This is a genomic window from Leptospira perolatii (assembly GCF_002811875.1).
GTDB classification, from domain to species: domain Bacteria; phylum Spirochaetota; class Leptospiria; order Leptospirales; family Leptospiraceae; genus Leptospira_B; species Leptospira_B perolatii.
In genome coordinates this window covers 26,211-51,397 of the sequence record NZ_NPDZ01000005.1, presented here as the reverse complement: position 1 = coordinate 51,397, position 25,187 = coordinate 26,211, and the positions used below count along the sequence as shown (strand labels likewise).

24 protein-coding genes are annotated in these 25,187 nt (G+C 43.5%); 5 read left to right on the top strand and 19 right to left on the bottom strand.

Annotated elements, in window-relative coordinates:
• Positions 1 to 21 precede the first annotated feature (21 nt).
• The 9 genes from CH373_RS09520 to asd all read right to left on the bottom strand — a co-directional run bounded on the left by CH373_RS09520 (position 22) and on the right by asd (position 10,001).
• Positions 22 to 2,145 carry a flagellar biosynthesis protein FlhA gene (locus CH373_RS09520; RefSeq protein WP_100713368.1) on the bottom strand — a complete coding sequence of 708 codons (2,124 nt, stop codon included), beginning with the start codon at positions 2,143 to 2,145 and terminating at the stop codon, positions 22 to 24.
• A gap of 17 nt (positions 2,146 to 2,162) precedes the next feature.
• Positions 2,163 to 3,362 carry an EscU/YscU/HrcU family type III secretion system export apparatus switch protein gene (locus CH373_RS09515; RefSeq protein WP_100713367.1) on the bottom strand — a complete coding sequence of 400 codons (1,200 nt, stop codon included), beginning with the start codon at positions 3,360 to 3,362 and terminating at the stop codon, positions 2,163 to 2,165.
• Positions 3,359 to 4,141: a flagellar biosynthetic protein FliR gene (gene fliR, locus CH373_RS09510; protein WP_100713366.1), complete on the bottom strand. Its 783-nt coding sequence runs from the start codon at positions 4,139 to 4,141 to the stop codon at positions 3,359 to 3,361. Before fliR ends, CH373_RS09515 begins: the two co-directional genes overlap by 4 nt.
• Positions 4,142 to 4,150: 9 nt before the next feature.
• Entirely contained in the window at positions 4,151 to 4,414 is a 264-nt protein-coding gene (gene fliQ / locus CH373_RS09505) for a flagellar biosynthesis protein FliQ (RefSeq protein ID WP_100713365.1), read from the bottom strand.
• A complete protein-coding gene (gene fliP / locus CH373_RS09500; RefSeq protein ID WP_100713364.1) occupies positions 4,411 to 5,184 on the bottom strand; it encodes a flagellar type III secretion system pore protein FliP in 774 nt (257 codons plus the stop codon). The genes fliQ and fliP overlap by 4 nt, the downstream gene beginning before the upstream one ends.
• 78 nt (positions 5,185 to 5,262) lie before the next feature.
• Positions 5,263 to 6,081, bottom strand: coding sequence for a flagellar biosynthetic protein FliO (locus CH373_RS09495; protein WP_100713363.1), 819 nt, complete (start codon positions 6,079 to 6,081; stop codon positions 5,263 to 5,265).
• Entirely contained in the window at positions 6,081 to 7,148 is a 1,068-nt protein-coding gene (gene fliN / locus CH373_RS09490) for a flagellar motor switch protein FliN (protein WP_100713362.1), read from the bottom strand. Before fliN ends, CH373_RS09495 begins: the two co-directional genes overlap by 1 nt.
• Positions 7,149 to 7,428: 280 nt before the next feature.
• On the bottom strand, positions 7,429 to 7,776 hold the full coding sequence (locus CH373_RS09485) for a DUF971 domain-containing protein (protein ID WP_100713361.1): 348 nt from the start codon (positions 7,774 to 7,776) through the stop codon (positions 7,429 to 7,431).
• Between the two features lie 2 nt (positions 7,777 to 7,778).
• Positions 7,779 to 10,001, bottom strand: coding sequence for an archaetidylserine decarboxylase (gene asd / locus CH373_RS09480; protein ID WP_100734090.1), 2,223 nt, complete (start codon positions 9,999 to 10,001; stop codon positions 7,779 to 7,781).
• A 56-nt stretch (positions 10,002 to 10,057) separates the two neighbouring features.
• Here asd and CH373_RS09475 point away from each other — a divergent pair, with 56 nt between their 5' ends.
• Positions 10,058 to 11,008 carry an LIC_11366 family protein gene (locus CH373_RS09475; RefSeq protein WP_243393341.1) on the top strand — a complete coding sequence of 317 codons (951 nt, stop codon included), beginning with the start codon at positions 10,058 to 10,060 and terminating at the stop codon, positions 11,006 to 11,008.
• A 38-nt stretch (positions 11,009 to 11,046) separates the two neighbouring features.
• On the opposite strand, the gene CH373_RS09470 is transcribed toward CH373_RS09475, so the two are convergent.
• From CH373_RS09470 to CH373_RS09435, 8 genes are all read right to left on the bottom strand, one after another.
• Positions 11,047 to 11,703: an START domain-containing protein gene (locus CH373_RS09470; RefSeq protein WP_100715062.1), complete on the bottom strand. Its 657-nt coding sequence runs from the start codon at positions 11,701 to 11,703 to the stop codon at positions 11,047 to 11,049.
• An 89-nt stretch (positions 11,704 to 11,792) separates the two neighbouring features.
• On the bottom strand, positions 11,793 to 13,955 hold the full coding sequence (locus CH373_RS09465; RefSeq protein ID WP_100715061.1) for a 7TM diverse intracellular signaling domain-containing protein: 2,163 nt from the start codon (positions 13,953 to 13,955) through the stop codon (positions 11,793 to 11,795).
• 95 nt (positions 13,956 to 14,050) lie between these two features.
• Positions 14,051 to 15,232 (bottom strand): acyl-CoA dehydrogenase family protein, encoded by a 1,182-nt coding sequence (locus CH373_RS09460; protein WP_100715067.1) that lies wholly within the window; start codon positions 15,230 to 15,232, stop codon positions 14,051 to 14,053.
• Between the two features lie 103 nt (positions 15,233 to 15,335).
• The gene (locus CH373_RS09455; protein ID WP_100715060.1) at positions 15,336 to 16,529 is read right to left on the bottom strand and encodes a sterol desaturase family protein; all 1,194 of its coding nucleotides are present in this window, start codon (positions 16,527 to 16,529) and stop codon (positions 15,336 to 15,338) included.
• Positions 16,530 to 16,550: 21 nt separating this feature from the next.
• Positions 16,551 to 17,333 (bottom strand): SDR family NAD(P)-dependent oxidoreductase, encoded by a 783-nt coding sequence (locus CH373_RS09450; protein ID WP_100715059.1) that lies wholly within the window; start codon positions 17,331 to 17,333, stop codon positions 16,551 to 16,553.
• A 165-nt stretch (positions 17,334 to 17,498) separates the two neighbouring features.
• A complete protein-coding gene (locus tag CH373_RS09445; protein ID WP_125170044.1) occupies positions 17,499 to 18,296 on the bottom strand; it encodes a hypothetical protein in 798 nt (265 codons plus the stop codon).
• A gap of 4 nt (positions 18,297 to 18,300) precedes the next feature.
• Positions 18,301 to 19,062, bottom strand: a complete 762-nt coding sequence (locus CH373_RS09440) for a hypothetical protein (protein ID WP_100715057.1) — start codon at positions 19,060 to 19,062, stop codon at positions 18,301 to 18,303.
• A 3-nt stretch (positions 19,063 to 19,065) separates the two neighbouring features.
• Positions 19,066 to 19,683 carry a hypothetical protein gene (locus CH373_RS09435; protein WP_125170043.1) on the bottom strand — a complete coding sequence of 206 codons (618 nt, stop codon included), beginning with the start codon at positions 19,681 to 19,683 and terminating at the stop codon, positions 19,066 to 19,068.
• Positions 19,684 to 19,783: 100 nt separating this feature from the next.
• On the opposite strand from CH373_RS09435, the gene CH373_RS09430 reads away from it, so the two are divergent.
• Together CH373_RS09430 and CH373_RS09425 are read left to right on the top strand one after the other, a co-directional pair.
• Positions 19,784 to 20,437 carry a glutathione S-transferase family protein gene (locus CH373_RS09430; protein WP_100715055.1) on the top strand — a complete coding sequence of 218 codons (654 nt, stop codon included), beginning with the start codon at positions 19,784 to 19,786 and terminating at the stop codon, positions 20,435 to 20,437.
• A 69-nt stretch (positions 20,438 to 20,506) separates the two neighbouring features.
• A complete protein-coding gene (locus CH373_RS09425; RefSeq protein ID WP_100715054.1) occupies positions 20,507 to 20,743 on the top strand; it encodes a hypothetical protein in 237 nt (78 codons plus the stop codon).
• A gap of 26 nt (positions 20,744 to 20,769) precedes the next feature.
• On the opposite strand, the gene CH373_RS09420 is transcribed toward CH373_RS09425, so the two are convergent.
• Entirely contained in the window at positions 20,770 to 22,734 is a 1,965-nt protein-coding gene (locus CH373_RS09420) for a M3 family metallopeptidase (protein ID WP_100715066.1), read from the bottom strand.
• Positions 22,735 to 22,856: 122 nt separating this feature from the next.
• Between CH373_RS09420 and lsa23 the strand changes: the two genes are divergently transcribed.
• Complete coding sequence (gene lsa23, locus CH373_RS09415; protein WP_100715053.1) at positions 22,857 to 23,450, top strand: surface adhesion protein Lsa23; 594 nt, start codon at positions 22,857 to 22,859, stop codon at positions 23,448 to 23,450.
• Between the two features lie 98 nt (positions 23,451 to 23,548).
• Positions 23,549 to 24,727 carry a MaoC family dehydratase gene (locus CH373_RS09410; RefSeq protein WP_100715052.1) on the top strand — a complete coding sequence of 393 codons (1,179 nt, stop codon included), beginning with the start codon at positions 23,549 to 23,551 and terminating at the stop codon, positions 24,725 to 24,727.
• Between the two features lie 88 nt (positions 24,728 to 24,815).
• Here the strand turns inward: CH373_RS09410 and CH373_RS09405 are convergent, their stop codons facing one another.
• Positions 24,816 to 25,130, bottom strand: a complete 315-nt coding sequence (locus CH373_RS09405; protein ID WP_100715051.1) for an ATP-dependent Clp protease adaptor ClpS — start codon at positions 25,128 to 25,130, stop codon at positions 24,816 to 24,818.
• Between the last annotated feature and the right edge of the window lie 57 nt (positions 25,131 to 25,187).

Below are 25,187 nucleotides of genomic sequence, written 5' to 3'. Positions count from 1 at the left end.
CCGTAGATTGAGCGAAACAGATCATGCGTTCACTCCTCCGGCGGCTTCGGTGCTAGCTGTCTGAGAAATTTTGAGTTCACCGACGATGGTAGTCGGAACGGAAGAATGCACTTCCTCCAAAGCAAGCACCGCAAAATTCCTAGGCGGAAATTCTTTTGCCAGGAAGTAGGCAAAAGGCATTCGAACCTCTCGATTGACCACATAGATTGGGAATCCTCTTTGTTCCTGCACCTTTCGATTCATTTCTGCGACCGCTTCCAACAAACGTCTTTGAAAATCAGGAGGGAGCACTAAAATGTCTCTTCCTTCCAAACGGTCCTGTGCCAAAGACTTATTCAAACGATCCAATACCCGACTTTCTACAACGAGAACTTGCAACTTTCCATCGACCATATAGTCCTTTACGATCGTATTAGAAATTGCTTGGCGAACAAACTCAGTGAGCACATAAGGATTCGGATACTTGGACATCTTGTTCGCGACGGTCTCTAAGATCGGAACTAAATTACGAATTCCTAATCCTTCTCTCAGCAGATTCTGAAGAACCTGTTGCAACATTCCCAGATTTCCAGCTTTGTCAGGTTCCAATTCTTGGATCAAAGTAGGATACTGCGTACGGTAGTGATCGAGCAATTTCTTGACTTCCTCTCTTCCGAGTAAACCAGATGCGTGAGTTGCCAGTAATTCTCTCAAATAAGTAATGATCACGGTAGGAGCATCGACCACGATGAAGCCTTTGCCTTCTGCCTCGCCCTTGGTATCTGCGTTGATCCATTTTGCGGTTCTGCCATAGGCAGGCTCGGTAAAAGTTTCTCCTTCGATTTGGGTAAGATCCGGATTTTGCTCGGAAGGCATTGCCATGAGTTTGTCGGGCCTGACTGTACTCGAGCCAACTTCTACTCCGTTGATCTTGATCGTAAAAGCATCGGGTGGAATTTCCAAATTATCTAAAATTCGGATCGGCGGGATGACGATCCCACTCTCTCTCGCAAACTTTGCTCTTAAATTGGAAATTTGATCCATAAGAGTTCCACCTTGGCTTGCATCGACCAATGGAACCAAATGATAACCGAATTCGATTTCGATCGGCTCGATCCTGAGTTCATCATAGTAATCTCTCGGTTTTCTTTCGGAGATAGATTCCTTTTCCTTTTTCTCGAGTACTTCGAGCTGTTCCTGGACAGTTCTCTCGAGGGAATACGCTAAATACGCCAGTCCTGCAGAAAGCATGATCATCGGTATAAACGGTAACCCTGGAATAAAGGCCCCGAGTCCTAGGGAAGCGGAGACTACGTAGAGTACTTTAGAATTATTGAATAATTGCGTCTTGAACTGTTTGGCGAGATCGCTTTCGGATCCGGATCTAGTTACGATCATACCTGTCGCGACAGTGGTTAAAAGCGCAGGAATCTGAGAAACTAGTCCATCACCGATCGTAAACTTGCCGTAGGTTTCTATCGTCGCCGCAAAGGATTCGCCTCGTATGCTCGCACCGATGATAATTCCACCGATCAAATTGATCGCAGTGATTATTAACCCAGCTCGAACGTCACCTTGTACGAACTTACTCGCTCCATCCATGGAACCGTAAAAGTCCACTTCTTGTTCGATTCTTTTTCGACGTTTTCTAGCTTCCTCTTCGTTGATGTTTCCTGTGGACAACTCCATATCGATTGCCATCTGCTTGCCGGGCAATGCGTCCAAAGTAAATCGAGCTGCGACCTCGGAGATCCTGGTCGCACCTTTCGTGATCACAAGCACTTGCACGATGATCAAGATTAGAAAGATGATAAAGCCGACCACATACTTGCTCATCCCGGACTCGCTCCCTACTATAAAGGACCCGAACGCATCGATCACATGGCTGTTTACCGCAGGACCCTTGGATAAAATTTGTCGGGTCGTGGAAACGTTCAGTGCAAGTCGGTACATCGTAGTGATCAAAAGCAAACTAGGAAAAATGGAAAACTGAGCTGGCTCCTTTACGGACAGTGATGTCAAAAGGATAAGTAATCCGATCGCCATGCTCACAAGAATCAAGAAATCCAATACAAACCCAGGAAGCGGAATCACCAACATTGCGACAATCGCAACGGCTCCGGTGCCAAGGATGAAATCAGATTGCATGTACCATTTGTTTTCCATTTCTTACTCCTTGGAATTTACGACGCGTTGGCGAACGACTTCCTGAAAGATTCCAGTTTCGTAAAGATCACACTCAATGCAGTGTAGAACTTCGTAGGAACTTCCTGCCCGATTTCCACTTCGTCGTGTAACATTCTTGCCATGGGTCTGTCTTCTACCGTCGGGATCTGGCTCGACCTCGCGACACGGATGATTCTAAGTGCAAAATCGTCGACTCCTTTGGCGATCACAACTGGGGCCTTATGAATCGAAGGTTTATAAGCCAAGGCCACAGCATAGTGAGTCGGATTGGTAATGACCACGTCCGCTTCCGGAACCTTGGTGAGCATTCGACTTTTGTTCATCGTATCTCTTGCCATCTGTCGGCGCCTTGCTTGCAAGGAAGGATCTCCTTCCTGCTCCTTCATTTCTCTCTTCGCTTCGGAAGGAGTCATCTTCAGAGCTTCTTCGTATTCGTACTTTTGAAAAAAGTAATCTCCTACGCTGATCGCAAGCAGTAGAATGCCGACTACGACAAAGATTTTGAACGCCGTATAAGTGATCAGGGTGACAGATTCTTCAAGTCCCATATTTCCGAGCATGAGAATTCGAAAGAAATCCTGTTCGATAATGATATAAGAGACCCAAGCGATCATCCCTACCTTAGCTAAGGACTTGCCTAGATTAAAAAGAGTCTGGCGGTTCGGGAGAACCTTTTTAAAGTTCGGACGAATCCGGCTAAAGTTAGGAGTCATCGCTCGAGGCGCGAAAAGAAACCCTACTTGGACTACGTTCCCTACGATCGCGGCCACCATCGTAATTCCGAAGAGAGGCAACAGCAGTAGAGTAATATCCCAGATCGCGTTTCCACCGAGCTCTGAGACTGTCTCCATTCCGATTTGCTTAAAGGAGGTAATACCGGCAAAATACTTTCGCAAAAGATAATACGAGCGAAAGAAAAAGTATTCTCCCATAATATAGATTAGCACGATCCCGGAGAGCAAAACGATAGCTGAAGGAACCTCTCCACTCTTTGGAACATTTCCCTTTTCTCTTTCTTCCCTTCTTCTGCGTTCGCTACCGGGCTGAGTACGACCTTCGTCCTCTGCCGCAAACAGCTGTAAGTCGATCCGAAAAATTTCAGCTGAACTCAATGCGACTGCTTGTCTTTGAAAAAAAGATTTTTTGAAACGAGCAGAATCTTGGATACAGGATGTAATTTTCCGAAACAACTTCATTTGCTTGGCCACTCCGAAAGTAAAGAGTGGATCCGATCAAAGGAGAGCTGAAAAGCTGACTCCATTTGAGAGATCAAAAACGGAACGATCAAAATCATCACGATCAATCCGATCGCGATCTTAATCGGAAAACTTAGCTGAAGAATATTGAGCTGAGGGGCGGCCTTTCCCATCAAAGCCTCGGAGACTGTCACTAGAAGCAGCACCCCGAGAATCGGCAAAGAAATCTTGAAGGCCACCAGGAACATGGTTCCGACCGCACCCTCCATTGCTCTGTACAGACCGTCTTGGATTTCTGGAACCAGTTTCAACACTTGCAATTTTTCGAATGAATACGCAAGGCTTTCAAAAAGATATCGATATGCTCCTAAACTCAGAAATAGCAACATTCCGAGCATATTTTTCAGTGTGCTAATTACTGGAAGGCTCGTCTGAGAAATCGGATCTAAGATCTCCGCATATCCGAAACCGAGCTGCACGTTGAAAAATTCCCCAGCCATTTGAAAGGAAGCGAAAACTAAGCTGACCAAGAATCCGATCAGAATTCCGATCAATATTTCTCCGATGACTACAAGTCCGTAGTCGATCATGTTTCCTGGAATTGCAGGAACAAAACCTGCGATCACAGGGAATAGAATTACGGAGACCAAAAATCCGAGAGTCATTCTATGCGCGAAGTAAATGGAAGGAAAAGAGAATACCGGGGCAACCGATAGCAATCCTACGATTCTGGCGAGAATCAAAAGAAACACCTGGAAGTTGCCTACAAAGTATTCCATATCTTACTTCTAAAATTTCTCAATCATGAGAAACAAATTCCTTGTATAGTCCGTAGCCGTTTGAAGCATCCAAGAGGCGAAAATAATAATGACGACAAAGATAGAGAGCAGCTTAGGAACGAATGCAATTGTCGGCTCCTGGATCGAAGTGGTGGTCTGCAGAATTCCAATCACCAATCCTACCGCCATCGCGGTTAGCAAAATCGGAGAAGAGAGCTTTAGAGTTACATACAAAGCGTCTCGGATCAGAGTGACTGCGTCGAGTTCCGTCATTTGTAGCTCCTGACTAATTCATAAACGATCAGGTTCCAACCATCCACGAGTACAAACAAAATCAATTTGAACGGAAGGCTGACCATGACGGGTGGCAACATGTTCAAGCCCATAGAAAGCAATGCAGAGGCGACTACCAGATCGATGACAATGAAAGGTATGAATATAATGATTCCGATCCAAAAAGCTTTCTTAATCTCAGAAAGCATAAAGGCCGGAATCAGTACATAGCTCGGAACATCATCGAATGACTCCACCTTCTCTACTTTTCCGATTTTCAGAAACAGCGCTACGTCCTTCGCGCCACTGGTTCCGATTTGTCGGATCATGAATTCTCTGATCGGGACCATGGACTTATCAAAAAATTGATTCGTGTCTATCTTGCCTTCGATATAAGGATTCAGCGCCTTTTCATACACAACAGTGAGAGTCGGAGCCATTATAAAGAAGGTCATAAACAGGGCCAAGCCCACCATTACCTGATTAGGTGGAAGGTTTTGGATTGAGAGCGCTCGCCTAACAAAATCTAATACGATTACGATCTTTGTGAAGGAAGTCAGAGACATGACAATCGCGGGCGCCAAAGACAAGATCGTTACTAGGAAAAGGACCATTAGAGATAAACTAGTCTCTCTAGGAGTCTTTGCCTCGTTCACGTTGATATTCAAATTCGGAATAGGAATGCGCGGAGTATTCGCCTGAGCGGATATTCCGGAAGAAAAGAAAAATAGCAGAAGCAATAGAATCCCGGGAGCAGAAATCGCCCACATAATAGTTTTATGTCTCTTTAGCCAAGAATCCAAATTCCGCGCTTTTCTTTTAATACTTTCTCCCAATTTTCCCCCCGCCTAACTCAGATCAAAAAGACCCTTTTCTAGATGGTCTCTTTCCCGCTTGATTTCGTCTAACTTCTGTTTTAGTTTTTTCTGTTTTTCTTTTCTCTCTACTTGAACCGATGAAGAAACTTCCGCATCCGAAACGGACTTTCCACCGATTCGAGTATTCAAATCTTTTAATTGTTCCAGAACGGATACGATGAATCCTCCTTCAGGTGGGTGATATTCATCCTTCATTCTTTGAATCTTGGCCTTTGTTTCAGGATCGGAAATCTCAGAAATCAGAGATATTCCGTTGTCTGCGACTCCTAGAATAAAAACCTGACCTGTCACTTCTACGATTTGCAATTGTTTGTTTGCGCCCAGAACCAGACTTCCGAGCAGACTCATCTCTCCCTTAATCGGGAGCTTTGCTTCCCTGGAATTGGAAACAGTTCGGAGTAACCAAAAAGCAGCACCGCATAAAACCCCGAGCACCAGTACGATTCTGAATAAGATTCCAATCAGACTCGGACCTTCTGAGATCGGCTTGTATCTTTCTTCTACAGGATTTGCGAGCTCGGCAGTAGTTCCTTCCACATTCTTGCCTTGGTTCCCAGTGCCAGAATTGTTTTCGCTCCCAGAAGTTTTTGCTTCATTCTCAGGAGAATTCGGCTTCTTTGCATTCTCTCCTTTGAGTTCCTTTTGCAGAATCTCATCCATCGCCTCCCTTTCGCTAGATTGGGCCAAGACTGATTGCGAGCCGAGAATAGCCAACCAGACTAGAAGCGAAATCGCAAGGGCGCGAATTCCAGATTTGAAATGAATTGATAAATAGATCCGAGAGTCCATTAGCCCCCGGGTTCCGGTTTGATCCTGTCTGCTGGGCTTACGATATCGGTAACGCGAACACCAAAGTTTTCGTCGATGACCACGACTTCTCCCTTCGCGATCAATTTTCCGTTTACAAGTAGGTCTACAGGTTCACCGGCAAGTTTGTCCAACTCGATGATCGAACCTTCACCCAAACCTAAGATATCTTTAATATACATCTTGGTTCGGCCTAATTCCACAGTGACGGACATCTGAACGTCCATCAAAAGATTTAGGTTCGGTGCACCTTGAGCGCCACTCGCTGTGGATAGGTTCGGAAAAGAAACAGATTTCATTCCGATCTGCGCGGCACCACCTCCGGCACCCATTCCTCCGGGATAACCGCCGCCACCAAAATCTCCACCTGCTCCGCCTCCGCGCTTGGACATGGAGAGGATATCGCTCGCCATAGCCAAAGACAGTAGAAACTGCACCCTAAAAGAAGGAAGTCCTTCAATCGAAAGATTAAAGAAAGTCCGAATGATAGGATCTCCTTCGGGCAATACGAGTGCTGCTGGCGAAGTTACATTTCTCGTTTCTGCGCTGGTTCCGTTTACGTTTCCGCCGATTTTAGCCGCAATCTGAGATTGCAAAGCTCCCATGATTGGGACTAAGCTATCCTTTAGAGTCTGAAGTTGACCTTCGTCCAGACCACCGGAATCGAATCCGCCCATCATCATGTTCGCGATTCTGGCTGCGTTGTCGGAAGACATGGCCAATACCACCCGGCCGTTCAAACTTCCGGAATAGGTAGAATATAATAAAAGTGTGTTAGACTTTAGCTCTGCTTCTATATCCTTTCTTCCCTTTGCTTCCGTGGTGGGATTTAAGAAACTAGAAGTCTTGGACAGTATCGCGCCGAGAGTATTTCCCGCGGTTTGAAAACATTGAAGAAGAAAATCCGCCAAAAGATCTCGATCGACCGGGGACAATCCTGCGGCTTCCTTCGATCCTCCCGCAGCAGCCATGCTGCCCGGATCGAAAGTTTCATTTGCACCGGCTAATAACGCGTCTATCTCTTCCTGGGAAAGGGACCCTTCGCCCATATTGGGAACTCTCTATAGAAATTTGGTTTAGGAGACATAAGAAAAAGATTTTTGTCGACCCTTTTTTTTCTTGCCCCGGAAATCGGGTCAACTTGGAAGATCAGAATTGATTCTATCTTCTGCAGGAAATAAGGACAAGGAAAAAAGGTGTGAGGAAAGGGCCCCGCCCTTTCTTGGGTGGGGGGCTGGTGGTGGGCAACCCGCCGCTGCAAAAACCCCTTTTTCACAGAATTTCAATTTCGGCAAGGAAATTTTATAAGGTGCGCCCTTGTAGGAGGTCCTACATTTTAGGCAGTTCTCCCGGCCTCCCAAGCTCTCCCTCCATTCCTTCCCAGAACATCCTCAGAGAATCATAGGAATAGATTCCGGTGTTGTGGTAGTCGGACCACACCAAATTGATCGCATATCTACCCACTTTCGAAAAGGAAAGTAATTTGGCCGAGGTAATGGATCCGGTAGCCGCGCCCACCTTTCCTCCGTGTCCCCCCTTGCAAACAACGCAAGGGCAACGCTTCCTAAGTTCCAATAACTGGTATTTTGACTGTACTCCATCCTTCCATAAAATCGAGAGACTCTCTTCGTCAAAATCGATCACATCTGGAGTTGTTGCCTTTAAACTGAGTGTCATATTTATTTAGGGAGTTGCACGAGTTTTTTTCGGAAATGACCAATAGTAGTTCCGTAGGTTACCTTTTCATTCAAGGGAAGATTTTCAAAATCGAAGGTGTCCCTCTCTAAAACTAAAATGACTGTTGACCCCATCTCGAACCTACCAAGCTCCGAACCCTTTTCGATCATAATAGAAACATCCTTATATTCCACAGCTTTGGATGTTCTGATCAGTGTGTTCGTAACGATCTTAGAATCGTAAGTCACCCGAATTCTACCCACGTTAGATGCACCTACCTTTATCACCGCGACCAAACCATATTCGGTCTGCAAAAAGGTAATTAGTCTTTCGTTCTTTGGAAATAGTCCTCGAATCCCGAATACAGCCAATTCATTTACCGGGAATAATTTTCCGGGTTCGTAGTAGTAGCCCAAAATTTTCCCGTACGCAGGAGAATGGATCCTATGATAATCCTGAGGAGAGAGGTAGAAGGTAATATATTTACCATTTTGGAATTTCGGAAGAAATTTTTCGACTCCGATCAACTCTTTCAGCTGATAGTCTACGCCTTTCGCCTGTAAGATGACCTTATCATTGATGTCTCCATAACCGGTAATCTTTGCGTCGACCGGAGAAACTAAAGCATTTTCATCTGAGTCGATAATTCGAGCGCTCGCTTTTAACGCACGAGTAAAGAACTGATTCAAAGAATTATACTCTCGGATCTCTAATTCGGCTTCGTCCAAATTGATTTTGTAAGCTTTTGCGAAAGCTCGCAAGATAGGAATCATAAGAAATCTGGAAAGTTTGAGAGAGGCAAGGACTCCGAACATCCAGGATACAATATTTTTCGGAAGTATGGAAAGGAGCAAAAGATACAAGTCCTTTAAAATTTCATAATGAGCCCCTCCCTCCAAAAACTTTCTGAGTTCTGCCTGAGCTACTTTGACAAGTAGTACAAGGCTGATTAAAACAGGAACTGCAGTGATTAAGGCGAGACTATATCCTATTCCAAAGATCTCGAGCAGGATCTCCTCTCCGAACTTGATATAAGCATACGCAGAACCAAGTATGCTCCCAATAAATAGGATTCGATAGGCGTTAGCAAATTTCTCACCGAAGATGTATCTCGCGTTCTGTTCTCCCGTATAGAACCATCCCGAAATCGCTACAATTCCGAATAGCAAGAAGGATAGAAAGAAAAGCATATGCGCTGGGTGAGTCGTTCCATTCACCAAAATTCTGATAAACGAATACAGACTTTCTTTATCTCTTGCTCCGAATGAATACAGCGCATAAATGACTAGTGTAGAAACTACAAAGCCTTCGAAAAATGTAGCGAGCATACTGACCAGACCATGCTTCGCTGCCGAATCTGTTCTGACGACTCCAGCGATCCCGGCGCTCTTCCCTAAACCGGTTTCTGTAGCTAGATAAAACATCCCTGTGCCTGTGCTAAATAGTCTAAGTCCCGAAAAACCTCCTCCTACAAGTAAAGCAATCGGACTCACAGCTTCGTTCCATACGATTCCTAAAAATGGAAAGAATCCGATTAGTTGTTTTCCAAATAACAGAATATAGCCTGCAAGAAAGCAGAGCAACCCGATCGGAGCGAGATAAGAGGAAACTCGACCTACTCTTCTAATTCCTCCGAGTACTACGAATACTACGATGATCGATAATAAAAATGGTACAGTCATCCCTTGGATTCCGAATCCATTTTGCGCCAAGTATGCGATCCCTAACATTGGAATTGCTCCGCCCATGGAAAGAACTGTCAACAAGCCTGCGAGCGCGAATGCGATCGCAAGCCAACGTGCACGCAAAGCCTTCTCTATAAAATACATCGGACCAGAAAGATATCTTCCGCTCTCTAACTGAGTTCTAAAACGAATCGCCAAGGTGGAAGAAACCAACCGAAGCGGCATGATTAAGAAGCTAGAAATCCAAATCCAAAGCAGAGCTCCTGGACCCGCCAATAGATATGCGAGTGCTGATCCAAAAACTGCACCTGGAAGCAAGGAAGAGCCTGCACCCGCAAACAAGGCTTGGGAGTGAACTAGACGACCTTTCGAACCTTTGTAGTCCATGTTTCCGGAAAAGATTTTGATCGCTAGGGGAAACAGTCGAATCTGCGGGAATTTAAGACGGACAGAAAGATACAGTCCTATAAAAATCAAAAAATAGAAGTACGGTTTTAACAGATCCAGATCTAGGAAGGGAAAAAGTTTGATTGGTTGCATCCCTGTCTTTCTTCCTCGCAAATAAAGGCTTTTTAGAATAGAACCCGGGAGAATCTTTGACACTAAGCATGCCGGGTTCCTACAAAGATTTCTTGAACTCGATCCTCCCTCCACTCATTTTTAAGTGTAGGAACTACTATCGAGTCGGTTCTGTTTCTAATTTGAAAAGACTGATTGTATCTACTTCTCTACTTCTTTCCGCGAATTTTCCACTTTTCGCCCAAGAACCCAGTTCTTGGGCATCTGGAATTTCCAGAACTGACAAGAGCGATTCTGCTTTGGATGTGTGGGAGTTTGGAGCTCGATTCGGATTCGGCTGGAGAGGCCCGAATCGATTTGATCAGAACCTAGATGGGTTCAGCTCCACTCTTAATCCTAGTATACCGAATCACACGAATGTGCAAAAAGGTCTCGGAATGGCCCAAGGCGAGATTTTTTTTAGAACTAGAATTTCGGAGAATTTCAAAGCTGGATTTCTCGGAGGGTACAGATTGTACCAAAATTTCGGACTCACGAACATTACTTCGGAACCATTTTACACGAAGTTAGAATTCGGAATGCAAAGCATTTATCTGTTGGCTATGGTATGGCAACACGGAAGGGTCAATCGTTGGCTCTCTTGGGAAACAGGACTCGGCCTAGGTTATACGAGTGCAAAGTGGACCTCGAAAGGTTGGGCAACTGACTTTAAGGATTATTTTCCTCAGGAAGGGAATCTAAGCGGCTCCGGTCTGGAATTCAGATTGGAAGGAGCTCTTTCCACAAAAGTATCGGATCACGTTTCCCTGCAGCTCGGAGTGCTTCTTGCTTGGGTAAATATTACCTCTTTTGACGGTTCCTTTAACGGTGATACCTCTAGTTTTTATGTTCGAGAAGACGGAAGGGTCACACCGCTCACAAGTTCGGCGAACCAACAGAATATTCTAATATCCCAGCAATACTCCAGAAAACTAGACATGCAATCCGCCTACGGCGGATTGTTTTTTGGTGCAGTCTATCGCTTGTAATCAGCGTTTGTAGCTGCTGCAAATTCAACTTTTTAGGTTTACGGAGTGTTCGAACCAGTTCCTGGAGTAGGCTCGATTACAAAGCTAGATTTTGCGTTTTTATATTTCGGTTCTTCTAACTTTTCCTTCATCTTGCGCAAAGTGTCATACGGAATATCTACCACAACCGCATTTGCAATCGTAGAAGGAATGCTGCCGCCTGGCTCTGAATGAACTTGGTAAGTAACTTCTACCTCTTCACCTTTCGGAACAAATTTCCAGTAACCTTTTAACTTAGCTCTTACGATTCCTTTTTTCTCCGGGATTGCTTTTTCGACGGACCTCATCGTATACGTAAGAGTTCCGCTCGTTTTGTCCTGAATCAAAGTGGAATGGACCACGAAATCTCGATCATCCAAAGGCCAGGGAACTCCGTTTAAAATATAAATGTATTTTTCCTTCGGGTTTAGTACCTTGATCGCTTCGGCTTGCTTACAATCTTTGAGCCAAGTTGTATAGGCCGGATTGTCCTCCATCAGAGCAATCACTGAATGCATGCTCGCCTTCACTTTTGTTTTACCCCGGAATTCTTTTAGTTCAGAACCCTCTACTTCGCGAGTGTGAACTGTCACACCGTTTTTTTCCTTAGCCAATTCCCAACCAAATGCAGGAAAACTAAATAGCAGAAATGCTGCCAGAATGATCCATTTTTTCATGAAATGCCACCAGAAGATTTAACAATTGGATATTCATCTTTGGACCGATTTGGTCAATCGATTTCCGGAGCAATCTTGCAAATAGACTTTTAGGTCTCTTCTCTTTTGTATTTGAGAGGCTTCTCGAGATATTTGATGAGTAATACTCGATTCCCCTTATCATTGAACTTAACGATGTCGAACACCTTTCTGGTCATCATGATCCCTCTGCCATGAGTAATACTCTCCTCATTCAGGCGATCTCCATCCAAGTTCAGAATCTTCTTAAAGTCGAAGCCCTCTCCCTCGTCAGAAATTTCAAAACCGATTCGCTTTGCATTGAGTGAATAAGCAACCCTAACAGTTCTCGCTCCATAAAAAGCTTCTTTCTGGCGCTTTTGAATAAACTCCATATAGTTTCCCTGTTTCATAGCGTCAGTCTTTTCATCGAAGCTGATTCCTAGATTTCCGTGTTCTATCGCGTTGATGAGAACTTCTCTTACACAGGTGCGGACCGCAGTGACAACCTCAGATCCTACAAATTGGGACAAATTTGAAGTAAGTTGGCGGCACAATACATCTGCATTTTGCAGGTAATTATTGAGAGTAAAGTGCATGCTTTCGCTTAACAAAAATCTAGAGAGGATATCCTCGGAAATTTCGGAAATCTTTCCTAAGAACAGTTTTTTTCCCTCCGATTCAAAGGGCTGCAATCTGATTCGAACCGGTTTCGGTTCCATTACATATTTATGCTTGAGTTCAGCATGGAATTCGACAGTCTTGCGAGTTTTTAACTGTTCTTCCAAGCGATCGTTTGCGATCAAGCTCCCATAGGAATGATTCAGACTTTCCTGGGCGAAAAGCAAATCTGCGAATTTAGTACCGATCATCTCCTTCGGCAAATGCCCGGTCATCCTGGAAACGCTTCGGTTAATATCTATGATTTTTCCTTCCTGGTCCAAAGTAATCAAAAGTTCTTCTGCGCCCTCGAACAAATTCCGAAACCTCATTTCTGACTGTTCCACATTCTGCTTTGCTTCGTTTAGGTCCTTTACCCTGGAAGTTAAATCCTTAGATAATTCACTCACTCGATCTGCGATACCCAATGCCAGGAGAAGAATGTGTAAAGAAGATCCCCATTCCACTCCCCAAAAAGCCAATCCGAAAGAATGAGGCAGTACATTCGCTAATCTTAATATAAATAAAAAATCTCCCAATAGCAGGGTTATCCAAGCGGAGAGAAAAAAAGCAGCTGCGTGCAAATTCAAAGAGAGCGCTTGAAAACCTAAATAGAGCACCAAGACCAGGCCAAGAGAAGAAATCCCGAAAAACGCTGCGATACTGAATCGACCTGGAATAAAGTAGGAAGCGATCACCATCATAAGGCAAGCCGACAAAATCGTCTTGAGTGCTAGATCGATTCGAGGGTTAGTCCTCTTGGTAGAAAAATAAATTCTTACAAAATCAACGCAGGTCGAAAGAGAAAGGTAAATAAAGCAAGGAAGAGATTTGCTCGCCCACTCTGTTGCATTCGGCCAGAGGTATTGAAACGCGTATCCATTCAAAATGCATTGAAGAAATGCACCCACTCCCACATAGAGCGAAAAGGAAAAGTAGATCCTCTCTCTCGTCGAGAGAAACAAAAAAAGATTGTACATCGCCATCACCAAGATGGATCCGAAATAAATTCCGAGTAGTATCTGCTCCGAATTCGCTCTAGCGAAAAAATCCTCCCTTTGATACGCGAACATTGGAAAATTGAGAGCGCTGTGCGATTCGATTCTGATAAAAATCTCGTCGGAAGTTCCAGGGCTTATTTCAAACGGAAAACTGGGAAAGCGATATTGTATAGGTCTGACTGCAAACGGATAAGAGTCACCTGCTTTATAAATCGGTTCCTCTCCTTTGGAAGCAAGATATACATCAAGTTTATCTAATGGGCCATATTGAACTTCAAGGACCCACGAAATGTTGTCAGCACCCGAATTCCGAATCGGGATTCGAATCCAATGAGGTTTGGAAGAGTAACCAAAAGATGTAGTAGATGCAGGAAGGAATTTAGACTTGTCCAGCAAATAGACGCCGGGCTTCTTCAGAACTTCTCCTTCTTCCGGAATCCACACCTCGAATCCCGAGGTAATAAATAGTCCTTCGGAAGGCAAAGAGGAGAGTTCTAATCCGAAAATTCTTCCCGGGAAAATGAAAAGTAGAAAAAGCGCTCCGGTTAAACTGTAGGTTCGTATCACCTGGAAAATTCTATCGAGGAACCCCATTCCACCGTCCAAACTTTCAAATCGAGGGGAAGTTTGGCCTGAATCATCGTCGCCTTCAAGCCAAATATTTGGTCACGAAAAACGTGAGCCTACCCCTAGGATTTCTTTGTTTTAGACGCAGCTTCTCTAATTAATCCAGCAGCAATTTCATTTCTCTGGATTTGGCTCGTACCTTCGTAGATCTGCAGAATTTTGGCATCCCGATAATATTTCTCTACCGGATACTCCTTAGTATAACCGTAACCGCCAAAAATTTGCACCGCATCCGACGCTACCTGAACGGAAGAATCAGCCGCGAAACATTTGGCCATAGCTGAAAGTTTTGCAGCTTCCTTATTCATGGATTCTGCATATACACCTGCTTTGTAAGTCAATAACCTGGAAGCTTCTATCTTAATCGCCATATCCGCGAGCATGTGCTGAATTGCTTGGAAAGAAGCGATCGTGGTCCCAAATTGCTCTCTTTCTCTTGCATAATCGACTGCGGCATCAAACGCACCTTGCATCACTCCGACGGCTCCTGCCGCAACCGCAGGGCGCGATAAAATCAAAGTTTTGAATGCGTGTAAAAATCCTTGGTTTTCCCGAAGTCCCACCAAGTTTTCCGCGGGAACTTCTACATCTTCAAAAATCAATTGTCTAGTTTCCGAACATCTAATACCGAGTTTGTCCTCTTTCTTGCCGAAAGAAAAACCTTTAACTCCTTTTTCTATAACAAAGCAGGAAATTCCCCTGGGACCTCTCTCTTTTTCGGTCATTGCGAATACAGTATAAAAGTCGGCTTGTTTCGCGCTACTAATCCACTGCTTTGTACCGTTAATAATATATCTATCACCTTTTTTTAATGCAGTTGTACTCATACCCGGAACATCCGAACCGGCGTTTGGTTCGGAGAGGCCAAATGCAGCTGTTTTTTCTCCGGTGACCAAAGGAGGAATCCACTTTTCGATCTGCTCTTTTGTACCTCCGACTTCGATCGGCAAGGCGCCAAGTTTGGTAGAAGTGAAAGCAGTATTGACTCCCAAACAACCCCAAGAGACCTCTTCCGCCAATACGATTCCACCTAACATTCCTAAGCCGAGTCCACCTTGCTCCTCGGAGAACAGAGCCTGGTACAAACCAGCCTCACGAAATTTGTCCAGGATCGGTTTTGGATACTCGCTTTTTTCATCGTAGTACATTCTGTTCGGAACTACTTCTTTCCGAACCACTTCCCTTACCAAATCTCTTAGCTGTAATAGTTCGTCGGTCAAATCAAATTGTAGATATTTATGCATACAAGGCGCTCCTAAATTTACTAGCTCAATTCGTGTCGCATTTGCAAAATCTAAATAGAGTTCCTCTACAAGCAATCACAAGATCTTCACTTCGTTTTCCATTTCATATTAATAGAAAACAAATTGGTAGGAGGACCAAAGCCCAAGACAAAATAATCCAGAACTTAGAGGTCTTGGAGCCATCTAGTAATCTCCCCGTAGCGAAAAAAGAAAGAATCAACCAGATCGCCCAGATCGAAAAAACTTCGGCATCTATCCTACCAGACTTAAAAAATTTAAGTAGCGCGAGGGAAATTGTACTGAGCAACAGAAACTGAACAACTCCGGTACTAAGCTTTCCACTGGAAATTTGCGGATCGTACTTATTATAGGTTTTGGCATCGACCTTTGGAATTCGAATCGTTCCGCCCATAGAATCCGGTCTCCAATCGGGCTTTCTAAAAAGAATGGAAAGTTTATCTTTCCATTTCGGAACCGAAGAAACCAATTTCCAAAGATTTTTATACACATGCACATTCGCATAGACTGGTTCAAAAGTTCCGAGAGGCGTGGTCAGACCATAAACCGGCTCCTTCGTTTCCTCGGCAAACGTCCCAAACCATTTGTCCCACAAAATCAAAATTCCTCCGTGATTCTTGTCCAAATACTCTGGATCCCTCCCGTGGTGCACTCTGTGATGCGAAGGAGTAAGTAGGATCTTTTCCATCCAACCGAGTTTTCCGATCAGCCTGGTGTGTACCCAAAATTGGTAGATCTTTAGAATCCCATGACAAAGCAGGAACATCCACCAAGGAACTCCTGCAATCGCCAAAGGCAGGTTAAATGCATATTCGAACACCCTTTGAAAACTATTCTGACGAAGTGCAACAGATAGATTGAACTCTTCACTAGAATGGTGGGTCACATGACAGGCCCAAAGAAAATGAACATCATGTGTGGATCTGTGGAACCAGTAGTAAACAAAATCCACAGCGATCAGAACCAATAGCCAGGAAATAGTCTCACCAGTATGAAACTCCCAGCCGGCTGCACCTTTCGTAATAGGAGAACCGGAAGGTATTTCAGAAAAACCGAATATAGTTTGAACCGAGAAATGTATACGAGCCTGCTCGTACAACCAAAGCGAGCCTAAAGTTACAAAAATTCCAGTGAGTGAAAATAAGATTCCAGTAGAAAGATCCGAAATCGTGTCATTCCAACGATAAACTTTTTTCCCTTTCCATTTACCGTAAGCGGCCTCCGCTAAAATTAGCAGCAAAAAGAACGGAACCGCCAGGTCGATAATGGAATCTTTCATGCTCCCCACCCATGGATGCTTTTAGGCACCGCTGTTAAGAAATTTCGCAATCTTCCGAACCAAAAATCTAGGAGTGATTCGAATGGATTGAGCTAATATTCTATTTGCGATTCCAGAAATAACAACCACTCTACCAGATTTTACACCCTCGTAACCGATTTTGGCAACTTCCGCAGGTGTCATTTTTGGAACCAGAGCACTGTTCAGTAGTGGAGATTTAGAAACTCCGGCTCTTTCAAAAAATTCTGTTTGAGTAGGTCCCGGGCAAAGGCAACATACAGTAACTCCTTCCTTCCGAACTTCTTCTGCCAAGCCCTCCGAAAAAGAGAGTACGTATGCCTTCGTTGCATAGTAATTTGTCATCATTGGACCGGGCTGAAATGCGGCGGTCGAAGCTACGTTTAGAATTTTTCCGGAACGTCTATCGACCATGTCTTTCAAAAACAAATGAGTAAGTTCGACTAGAGCGCTTACGTTCACTTGAATCATTTCCATTTCTTCTTTCAGGTCCAGCTTTGAAAATTTTCCATTCGAACCAAATCCAGCGTTATTCACCAGTAGATCCACGATCGCTTTTTTCTTTTTGGAAAAATCGAAAATTTTCTTGGGAGATTTCGGATCCCCTAAATCTGCAGCGAGCACTTCCACGGAAGCACCCTTAGATTCTAATTCCTTTTTTACTTGGTTCAGCTTTTTGAGATTTCGTGCTACTAGGATAAGATCGTATCCATCTGCTGCAGCGAGTTTCGCTATTTCGTATCCAATTCCCGTACTTGCACCTGTCACCAGAGCGGTTTTCTTCATGAAGGATCTCCTATTTCGCGAAGTTCAATCGCATTCGGAGGCAAATTTATGGTGAATCGTTAGGCGAGGAAAGTAGAAAACAATGCGATTCGAACATCCGAAGTTTTTCTGTTCCAACCATTCTCATCGAGATTATAAAATCAGAGACAGCCGACTCTTGTGCTCTTACTCCGAATCACGAGAAGGTGAGAGCAAACCTTCCAAAAGAACAAGATTCACCTTTTCAAAATTCGACTGATAGGCAGGAAGTTGCAAAACGGCTTCGAAGGTTTCCGATACCCGGACCACGTTACCAGTATTTGCGTCGATTAATTCTAGTCGAATGCCGAACATTCCACCTACGGAGTGTGTGGTGGTGGTCCTAGTGGAGACTGTAGTAGTTCGCCCATTCTGATTCTGTTGAGTTGTCACAACTTTCGTGTATAAATCGGTGGAAGGAGTTCCAAACGCTAAAGGGAGCAAAATGTATTTTGCCTTTCTTTTGCTCGCTTCTTCCTGCATTGATTTCGGAAAGAAGCCAAAAGAACTGTTCCAATATTTTTTAGCTTCAGACTGTATCTTCTTTTGATCTGCTTCCGCGGTTTCCAACAGAGTAATCTTCGATTCCGTGGAGCCCAAGGCTTTTTTCCAATTTACGGACCAATTACTCTCGATGAATTTTTCAAAAGTTGTCCTTTGGGCGTTATCCAGAGGCTGCGGCCGAGTCTTCATCTCTACAATCGGCCCGGAATTTTCGCTAAATTTAATATAAGGATTCTTGTGCTCGGGAGATACCAAATAATCGGAATACACCACTGGTAAGATCCAGACGGATCCTGAGATCTCTTTTTCCGTACTTGCATTCCTAGTAATTCCAGCAGAATAATGTTTTACAGAATAACAATTCGCAAAGAATACAAAAAGGAAAGATAGAAGAGCTATAACTCGAACGAAATGGCTTGTCTCGATTTTTCTAAGTTCCATCTGATTAATTCTCCAGAACATTCCTCAAAATCCCCTCCAGCTGTTCTTGCCTGGAGTCAGAACCACCTACTCCGAATAAAATACGAACCGATCGAAGAGATTTTCCGTTCTTTGTGTCGAATACGTAAAAAGTCATTCTGTACTGGTCCAGAACCGAATTACTCCAGTAGGGAAACAGTAGCAAAAGCAAGGTTATATTTTTATAATATGGATCGTAGAGAGCCACAGCTGGTAAAATCACGATATCCGAATTCAATTTCAATTCGCGAATTTCTTTTTCGATTCCGGTGGGATCCTTTGGTTTCAGGTCTTTCCAGTCGCTATAATTGAACGCGAGTATCTTTGCATCTTTTCCTGATTCCAAGTGTTGTACATTATGGGTTTGAGAAAAGAGAGCGTCCAGTGCAGGTCCTACAGTCTGCCAATCTTGATTCTCCTTGGTCCAAACCTGATTGTACAATTTTGCAAGTGCGAGCTTTTTGACTGGGTCAGCGATTAGCTCGGACCTCAAAACATTCGGAGTTTTCTTTACTGTTGTATAATTCTGCTGAATTCTATCGAAAGTGTCGTCTATTTCTTTTGCAGTTCCGGCCAATGTAGAAACGGACAAAGTAGGAAGAATTACTACAGTCTTATCCCCAGTCCTTACAAGTTTCGGCAAGGGCTTAGAGTCCGTAATCGCTAGTTGCAAAGGAATTCCAGAACAGGATCCGAAGATCCCAAGACCAAAAACAACCAATAAGAATATTCTAATAAACGAATACATATCTCAGTTCCAGTCTCCAAATATTTTAGAAACAAGCTTTTTAGAATAGAGCTCGCTTCTAGAAGGAAGTGTAAAGCCATAGATCGGAAACTTGTAAGCAACTTGACGGTAAATAGAACCTGAACGCAAATCGATCCAAGTTAAACCCACAAATGAGCCCGGCACATACCCGTTATTCTCCTGAGATCCGTTCGGAGCATAAAATCCGGAAGTAAAAGACATGTGGTCTTCGCTGATCGTCAAAATGAACAGATCGCTCGCACCAAATATCTGAGCTATTTTTTCCAATTCTGTTTTGCGAGATTCGATCGCAATGCTGTCCGTATAAGGAAGTGCTAAGAAAGTAGATTCTAAGGATTTGGCTCGAATCAATTGTTTGGTTTCCGAAGGATCCTGTAGAGTTCCTTCATACTCATTCTTTAGTAGTTGAAAAATTTTTCTTTCGGCGGATCTAGAGTCCAAGAATCCGTACTTTGGCATGGTTCTGTCGTCCACAAGTAGGATTGCCTTTTTCTCCGCGGTTTGAACCGGAGCCGGATTCCCATACTTCATATAAATAGGAGATATACATCCGGCTAAAATGAGACTCACAAAAAGGATGACGAAAGGGTACTTTAACATAGAATGCGTCCGATTGAACACACATGTTTATTTTAATAAATAATTTATGCAATTCTAGTTTGTAATCTATTTTTGGAAAAGAGAAGGAGCTTTTGGATTTATGGTAAAACTTTATGGATTTCCGATCAGCAATTATACAAATAAAGTAAAGTTAGCTCTATTAGAAAAAGGAATCGAATTCGAAGACGTAAGAGTTCCTTATTCCCAGGAAGAGGAATTCCTACAAAAAAGCCCGATGGGAAAAATTCCGGTCCTGGAAGTGGATGGAAATTTTTTGATCGAATCCCAGGCAATTCTGGAATTTTTAGAAGCAGCTTATCCAAATACTCCGAAACTTTTTCCGAGTGATCCATTGCGCGCTGCAAAAGTGAGATCTATCCAATCCGTAATCGAGAACTATGTGGATTCTCCCGCTCGAAAAGTTTACAATCTTCTTTTAGATAATAAAAAGCCCGATCCTGTATTGACACAATCTACGATCGTGTCTCTGAAGCGGAGCACAAAAGCACTCCAGAAAATGGTCTCTTTTTCTCCGTTCATTGCAGGTTCCGAATTCACTGCTGCGGATTGTACTGCTTTTGCGACCTTTAGTGTAATTTTAGATGGATTCAAAGACCTGCAAATGGAGAATCCGTTGCTGGAATTACCGGGCCTGACTACGTATCTGGAATTTCTAAGTACGAGACCTTCGGTAGCTAAAGTCGAAAAAGCGAGGCACACAATTATGAAAGCTCTCGCAAGAGTGCGAAAGTAAGTTCAGAAATCCTCTTTTCAAAAATCTGGTTGACTTGGGTCCTTCCGGAATTAACTTACGGGAGTCTTTATGGAACCAGAAAAAGTCATTTCAGTCCCCATTAGAGAACTTCCCCACTTAAAAGTCATCCTAGCAGGTTGGTACAATTTCCTCAAGGACAGCTATGACCACAAAAATATAGACGCGGTCGCGTTTAAGGAAGCTCTCAAGACGAATGTAGTCTATAATATTGATTTAGATCAGATCGAATTGCTGCTTTCCGGCACGGAACAGTTACTTCAAAACTTCAGAAAGAATCTTTCATAAAGAATTTCATTATATACTTGTTCGCATTATGCGACTAAGTCGTACAATTTCAGCAGGGCTTCTGGGTTCGGATCTCTTCCCAAGAATTTTCTAAATAGATCCATAGCGTTTTCCGAACCTCCTTTTGCCAAAATTTGCGATCTGTATGCTTCGGATAATTTGGGGTCGAATAACCCCTTATCTACGAAGGCAAAAAACGCATCTGCTGCTAGTAATTCTGCCCATTTATAGCTATAATAACCTGCCGCATATCCTCCGGAGAAAATATGCGAGAAGCTGTTCTGAAATTTATTATATTTCGGAGGGACAAGTACGCTTACTTCTTGTCTTACCTGATCCAGAATGTTTTGCACTTCGTCCTCGGAATGCTTACCAAAATGAATTCGCATATCAAAGATCGCAAATTCCAGCTGCCTCAAAACACCGAGTCCTGCCAAAAAGTTTTTTGTCCCCTTTAACTTAGATACTAAATCCTGAGGCATTGCTTCCTTCGAAATGTGGTGAAACGCAAAGAATTGGAGAACTTCCGGTTCGTACGCAAAATTTTCCAAAAACTGAGACGGAAATTCAACCGCATCCCATTCTACCCCGTTGATTCCACTCACCGGAGGTTCCTCTATTTCTGCGCAGAGATGATGGAGTGCGTGTCCCATTTCATGAAAGAAAGTAACTACATCACTATGCTTCAGCAAAGAGGGAACATCCTTTTTGGAGGAAGGAAAGTTACACACAACGAAAGCAGAAGGTCGAGCAATTTCGGCGCCTACTTGATTTCGTGCCGCCCAATTGTTCATCCAAGCTCCGCCTTGTTTATCTTTTCTTGCTTCCAAGTCTAGATAGAGCCTGGCCCTAACTTGGCCGTTTCTTTTCAAATCATAAACTTCTACTTTCTCGTTCCATACTAAACCTTGAGTTTTTTCCAATCGAATTCCCAATAGTCTTTCTAAAAATTGAAAGGTGCCGTTTACGACTTGGTTCTTCTCGAAGTAAGGCCTGGTTTGTTCTTCGTCGAAATCATACTTTCTCTTTTTCAGTTTTTCAGAAACGTAGGCGGTATCGAACGGTTGGAGTTCCTCGATTCCGAGAGACCTGGCAAACTCCTTCAGTTCGGAAAGTTCTTCTACTGCGAACGGCCTTGTCTTTTTGCCGAGCTCGTTTAGAAAATCCAAAACCATCTGGGGAGTATCCGCCACTTTCGTGGCCAGTGACAGTTCGGCAAAATTAGAATATCCTAATAATTGAGCTTCTTCGTTTCTTAAATCTAGAATTTCTTCGATCAGTTTTCCATTTTTCGGAGCACGTGTTACGTACGCCTTATACAGTTCCTCTCTCTTAGAACGATTGGAACCGTAGGTCATGTAGGCGATATAGCTCGGAAACTGAAGAGTAAACGTATAGGTTCCGTCTTCATTTTTGTTTGCGGCGCGATCCGATTCCGGAAGCTCTTTTACGTCCTCTTCCGAATCGATTTTCATTTCAAAAGAATTGGTCGCATCCAAAACGTTTTGCGAGAACTGATTGTCCAAATCGGATAGCTTGAGCTGGATTTCTTGTAAGCGTTTTTTCTTGTTAGGTTCTAACCCCACTCCGCCCAATTTGAAATGTAGAATTCCGTCTTCTAGTACCTTCTTTTGCGCCTGGGAAAGTTTCATTTTCTCAGAATCATAAATTCGTAAATATGCCTTGTTGAGCTCCTCGTTTTGACCCAGCTCAGAATAGAACTCAGTGATCTCAGGGAGAATCTCCGTATAATTCGATTTGCTTTCTTCGGAATTCTGGACGCTATTCAAATGGGAGAGTACGGTAAACTCGATATGCAAGTCCTGCATAGAATCGTTGAGAGGTTTTATGAATTTGGAATACGTAAGCTCAGAATTTTCTAATAACTTTTTCAGTAATTCCTTAGAGCTTTGTATGCAGTTTCTAACTATTTCTTTTTGATTGGAAAGGGAATGATTCGGAAATTCCTTAAAAGGCAAGAGTGCTTCCATCGTTACCAGATTGAAATACTTGGATTCTTTCGCATCTATTTTATACAATGAATCCCTTGACAAACCGATTCTTTTAGAGTCGAATTCCTTCGGATTGATGCTGCTTGTCGGAACTATACAAAATGAAATTTGCAGTCATCTTATTTTCTACGATTGTCCTGTTGGGTTGCTCTAATCCCGGCCTACCTACTTTTCATAACCAAACCTTGCCTTGTTCCAAATCGAATCTTCCGATCTTAGAGCAACCGGAAAGGGATATCGTAACCGGGAACGGTTTAGTCGCTTGCTACTGTGTGTCTTCTTCCATCTCGCAAGGAACTTCCTTGGAGCTATCTTTTGTATTTCAGGACGAGGTTCATCCTTCCGTCTGGAAGGACAAGTTCTACAGAATTTACAGAAGAATCGTATATGGAAGGACCTACGATATTGAATCATTTCACTTAATATTCGGAAACGATCGAAAACTAAGGCTCGCAGATCTCAAGGATGTATATTCAAAGGGTCAGTTCTATTTAGAAGATCCGGTAGAACACTATGACTCGGTTTTGAATTCTCAAGAAATAGAAATCAGAAACGGACGTCCTGTTTTTTACATAAATACTTGGAATCATCTGTTTTCGGAAAAGGACGCAAACCCGAACCTGGCCAAACGAGAATGGGTCGAATACGAATTGAGAAAGGGAAGCAGAGAAAATTTGGATAACTATTTCCAATAAATCGAACTGAATCGAACCAACCTTCCCCCCAAAAAATTCTTTTCCGGACTGCTGATGCCTAAATCCTAGGAAAAAACCGAACAAGGCAGTTAAGACTCATGGCGAGCATCCCTACAACACCCTTTGCGGAACTAGCACCCAAAACACCTGTGGACACAGGAAAAGTAAAAAGAGGAATCTACGGAAGATACTTAGAGGAATTCACCGAAGGAGCAATCTTTGAGCATCCTCGCGAGCTAACAGTTGACCGTTCTTTTGCTCAGGAATTCGCGACTACTTTTATGGAGGCAAATCCTCTATTTCTATCAGCGCCTTACGCGCAGGCTCACGGCTTCAAAGATCTCTTGGTTTCTCCATTAATGGTTTTTAATATTGCACTTTCACTCGGGGTCCAGAACGATTCCGAAAAAGCACTCGCAAATTTGGGCTACTACGACGTCCAATTTTTAAAGCCGGTGTATCCGGGGGATACACTATCCGCAAAAACAAAGATATTAAAAATAGACGATAAAGGCGCAGACAAACCGGGCATTGTGCATGTTCGGACCTTGTGCATCAACCAAAACCGCGAACTGGTTTTGCAATACGAGCGCAAAATCATGATTTATCACTCGAACGGAAAACCGAAGGGCACGCCTAAGCCGGTCGTAAAAGAAGCATTCTTTCCAGAAACAAACAGCCCGAGCATTGAAATACCTTCCCTAAAATTTCCGAAGGGATTCGAGACAGCTACTTGGTCCGATACTTATTTCGAAAGTTTCGAACCTGGTCAGATCTATGTACACCAGAACGGTAGAACGATTACGGACGAACATTTTCCTTGGACCTATCGAGTCGGAAATACACATCCACTCCACTATGACAAATTATACTCCGCCGGAATTTCTGGACCTATGGGGGGAGAACCAGTGGTCTACGGAGGATTGGTGTTTGCTTGGCTTTGCGGGTTAGCTTCTAGAGATACCACGGAAAATATGCTTTGGGATCTGGGATTCACTGAAGGATATCATACTCAACCATCTTTCAGTGGGGACACTGTGACTGCGATCACTAGAGTATTAGCTACGAAAGATAGAGGAACAGAATTCGGAATTCCAGCTGGAGAAATTCATCTACAGTTCATCGGATTGAAGAACATCAAGGCAAACGATGCATTCGAAAAGTTCGGAACGGATCTATTTCTAAAGGAAAACGACAAGAAGAAACTAGGCAAAGAAAAGCTGCCTGAAAAAATCTTCGAGATCGAGCGCAAGATTTTAGTCAAAAAGAAACCTTAACAAGCTCTGTCGATTCGGGAAGCGGTTCCGATTTCTGGCAAATCACCAAGAAGTCCTGCTGCTTCCCGATTGTGTCTGAAAAAAAAATCTACTTTTCGAGTGTGGCGCTCATGGATCCTTTTGAGTTGGACATCCTGTGATCCGGACCATACTGAAGAATCAAATCTTGGATATGCTCCGCATGCTCGAATTCTCCCGCAAATACTACGGTTCTTTTCTGAGTATCCACTTCTACCGCATGCATGAAAGCTTCTTCCATTGTCATCTTGCAGACTTCCATTAGCATTTCGATTACGTAATCGTAGGTGTGCTCGTCATCGTCCCAAAGTACTACGCGCCAAGGCCCACCTGTAATGCTCGGGTCCTCTACGGTGATCTCTTCCTTTGTCGGAGTGGTCGCCATCTTTCCCTACTTTGGTTCGTTCCCCATCTGATCAAAGCTGCAAGAGAAGAAATTAGA

Bases quoted from the DNA above. Each gene is read 5' to 3' on its own strand.
- CH373_RS09520 (WP_100713368.1), bottom strand. From the start codon at position 2,145: ATGGAAAACAAATGGTACATGCAATCTGATTTCATCCTTGGCACCGGA.
- CH373_RS09515 (WP_100713367.1), bottom strand. From the start codon at position 3,362: ATGAAGTTGTTTCGGAAAATTACATCCTGTATCCAAGATTCTGCTCGT.
- fliR (WP_100713366.1), bottom strand. From the start codon at position 4,141: ATGGAATACTTTGTAGGCAACTTCCAGGTGTTTCTTTTGATTCTCGCC.
- fliQ (WP_100713365.1), bottom strand. From the start codon at position 4,414: ATGACGGAACTCGACGCAGTCACTCTGATCCGAGACGCTTTGTATGTA.
- fliP (WP_100713364.1), bottom strand. From the start codon at position 5,184: ATGTGGGCGATTTCTGCTCCCGGGATTCTATTGCTTCTGCTATTTTTC.
- CH373_RS09495 (WP_100713363.1), bottom strand. From the start codon at position 6,081: ATGGACTCTCGGATCTATTTATCAATTCATTTCAAATCTGGAATTCGC.
- fliN (WP_100713362.1), bottom strand. From the start codon at position 7,148: ATGGGCGAAGGGTCCCTTTCCCAGGAAGAGATAGACGCGTTATTAGCC.
- CH373_RS09485 (WP_100713361.1), bottom strand. From the start codon at position 7,776: ATGACACTCAGTTTAAAGGCAACAACTCCAGATGTGATCGATTTTGAC.
- asd (WP_100734090.1), bottom strand. From the start codon at position 10,001: ATGCAACCAATCAAACTTTTTCCCTTCCTAGATCTGGATCTGTTAAAA.
- CH373_RS09470 (WP_100715062.1), bottom strand. From the start codon at position 11,703: ATGAAAAAATGGATCATTCTGGCAGCATTTCTGCTATTTAGTTTTCCT.
- CH373_RS09465 (WP_100715061.1), bottom strand. From the start codon at position 13,955: ATGGGGTTCCTCGATAGAATTTTCCAGGTGATACGAACCTACAGTTTA.
- CH373_RS09460 (WP_100715067.1), bottom strand. From the start codon at position 15,232: ATGCATAAATATCTACAATTTGATTTGACCGACGAACTATTACAGCTA.
- CH373_RS09455 (WP_100715060.1), bottom strand. From the start codon at position 16,529: ATGAAAGATTCCATTATCGACCTGGCGGTTCCGTTCTTTTTGCTGCTA.
- CH373_RS09450 (WP_100715059.1), bottom strand. From the start codon at position 17,333: ATGAAGAAAACCGCTCTGGTGACAGGTGCAAGTACGGGAATTGGATAC.
- CH373_RS09445 (WP_125170044.1), bottom strand. From the start codon at position 18,296: ATGGAACTTAGAAAAATCGAGACAAGCCATTTCGTTCGAGTTATAGCT.
- CH373_RS09440 (WP_100715057.1), bottom strand. From the start codon at position 19,062: ATGTATTCGTTTATTAGAATATTCTTATTGGTTGTTTTTGGTCTTGGG.
- CH373_RS09435 (WP_125170043.1), bottom strand. From the start codon at position 19,683: ATGTTAAAGTACCCTTTCGTCATCCTTTTTGTGAGTCTCATTTTAGCC.
- CH373_RS09430 (WP_100715055.1), top strand. From the start codon at position 19,784: ATGGTAAAACTTTATGGATTTCCGATCAGCAATTATACAAATAAAGTA.
- CH373_RS09425 (WP_100715054.1), top strand. From the start codon at position 20,507: ATGGAACCAGAAAAAGTCATTTCAGTCCCCATTAGAGAACTTCCCCAC.
- CH373_RS09420 (WP_100715066.1), bottom strand. From the start codon at position 22,734: ATGGAAGCACTCTTGCCTTTTAAGGAATTTCCGAATCATTCCCTTTCC.
- lsa23 (WP_100715053.1), top strand. From the start codon at position 22,857: ATGAAATTTGCAGTCATCTTATTTTCTACGATTGTCCTGTTGGGTTGC.
- CH373_RS09410 (WP_100715052.1), top strand. From the start codon at position 23,549: ATGGCGAGCATCCCTACAACACCCTTTGCGGAACTAGCACCCAAAACA.
- CH373_RS09405 (WP_100715051.1), bottom strand. From the start codon at position 25,130: ATGGCGACCACTCCGACAAAGGAAGAGATCACCGTAGAGGACCCGAGC.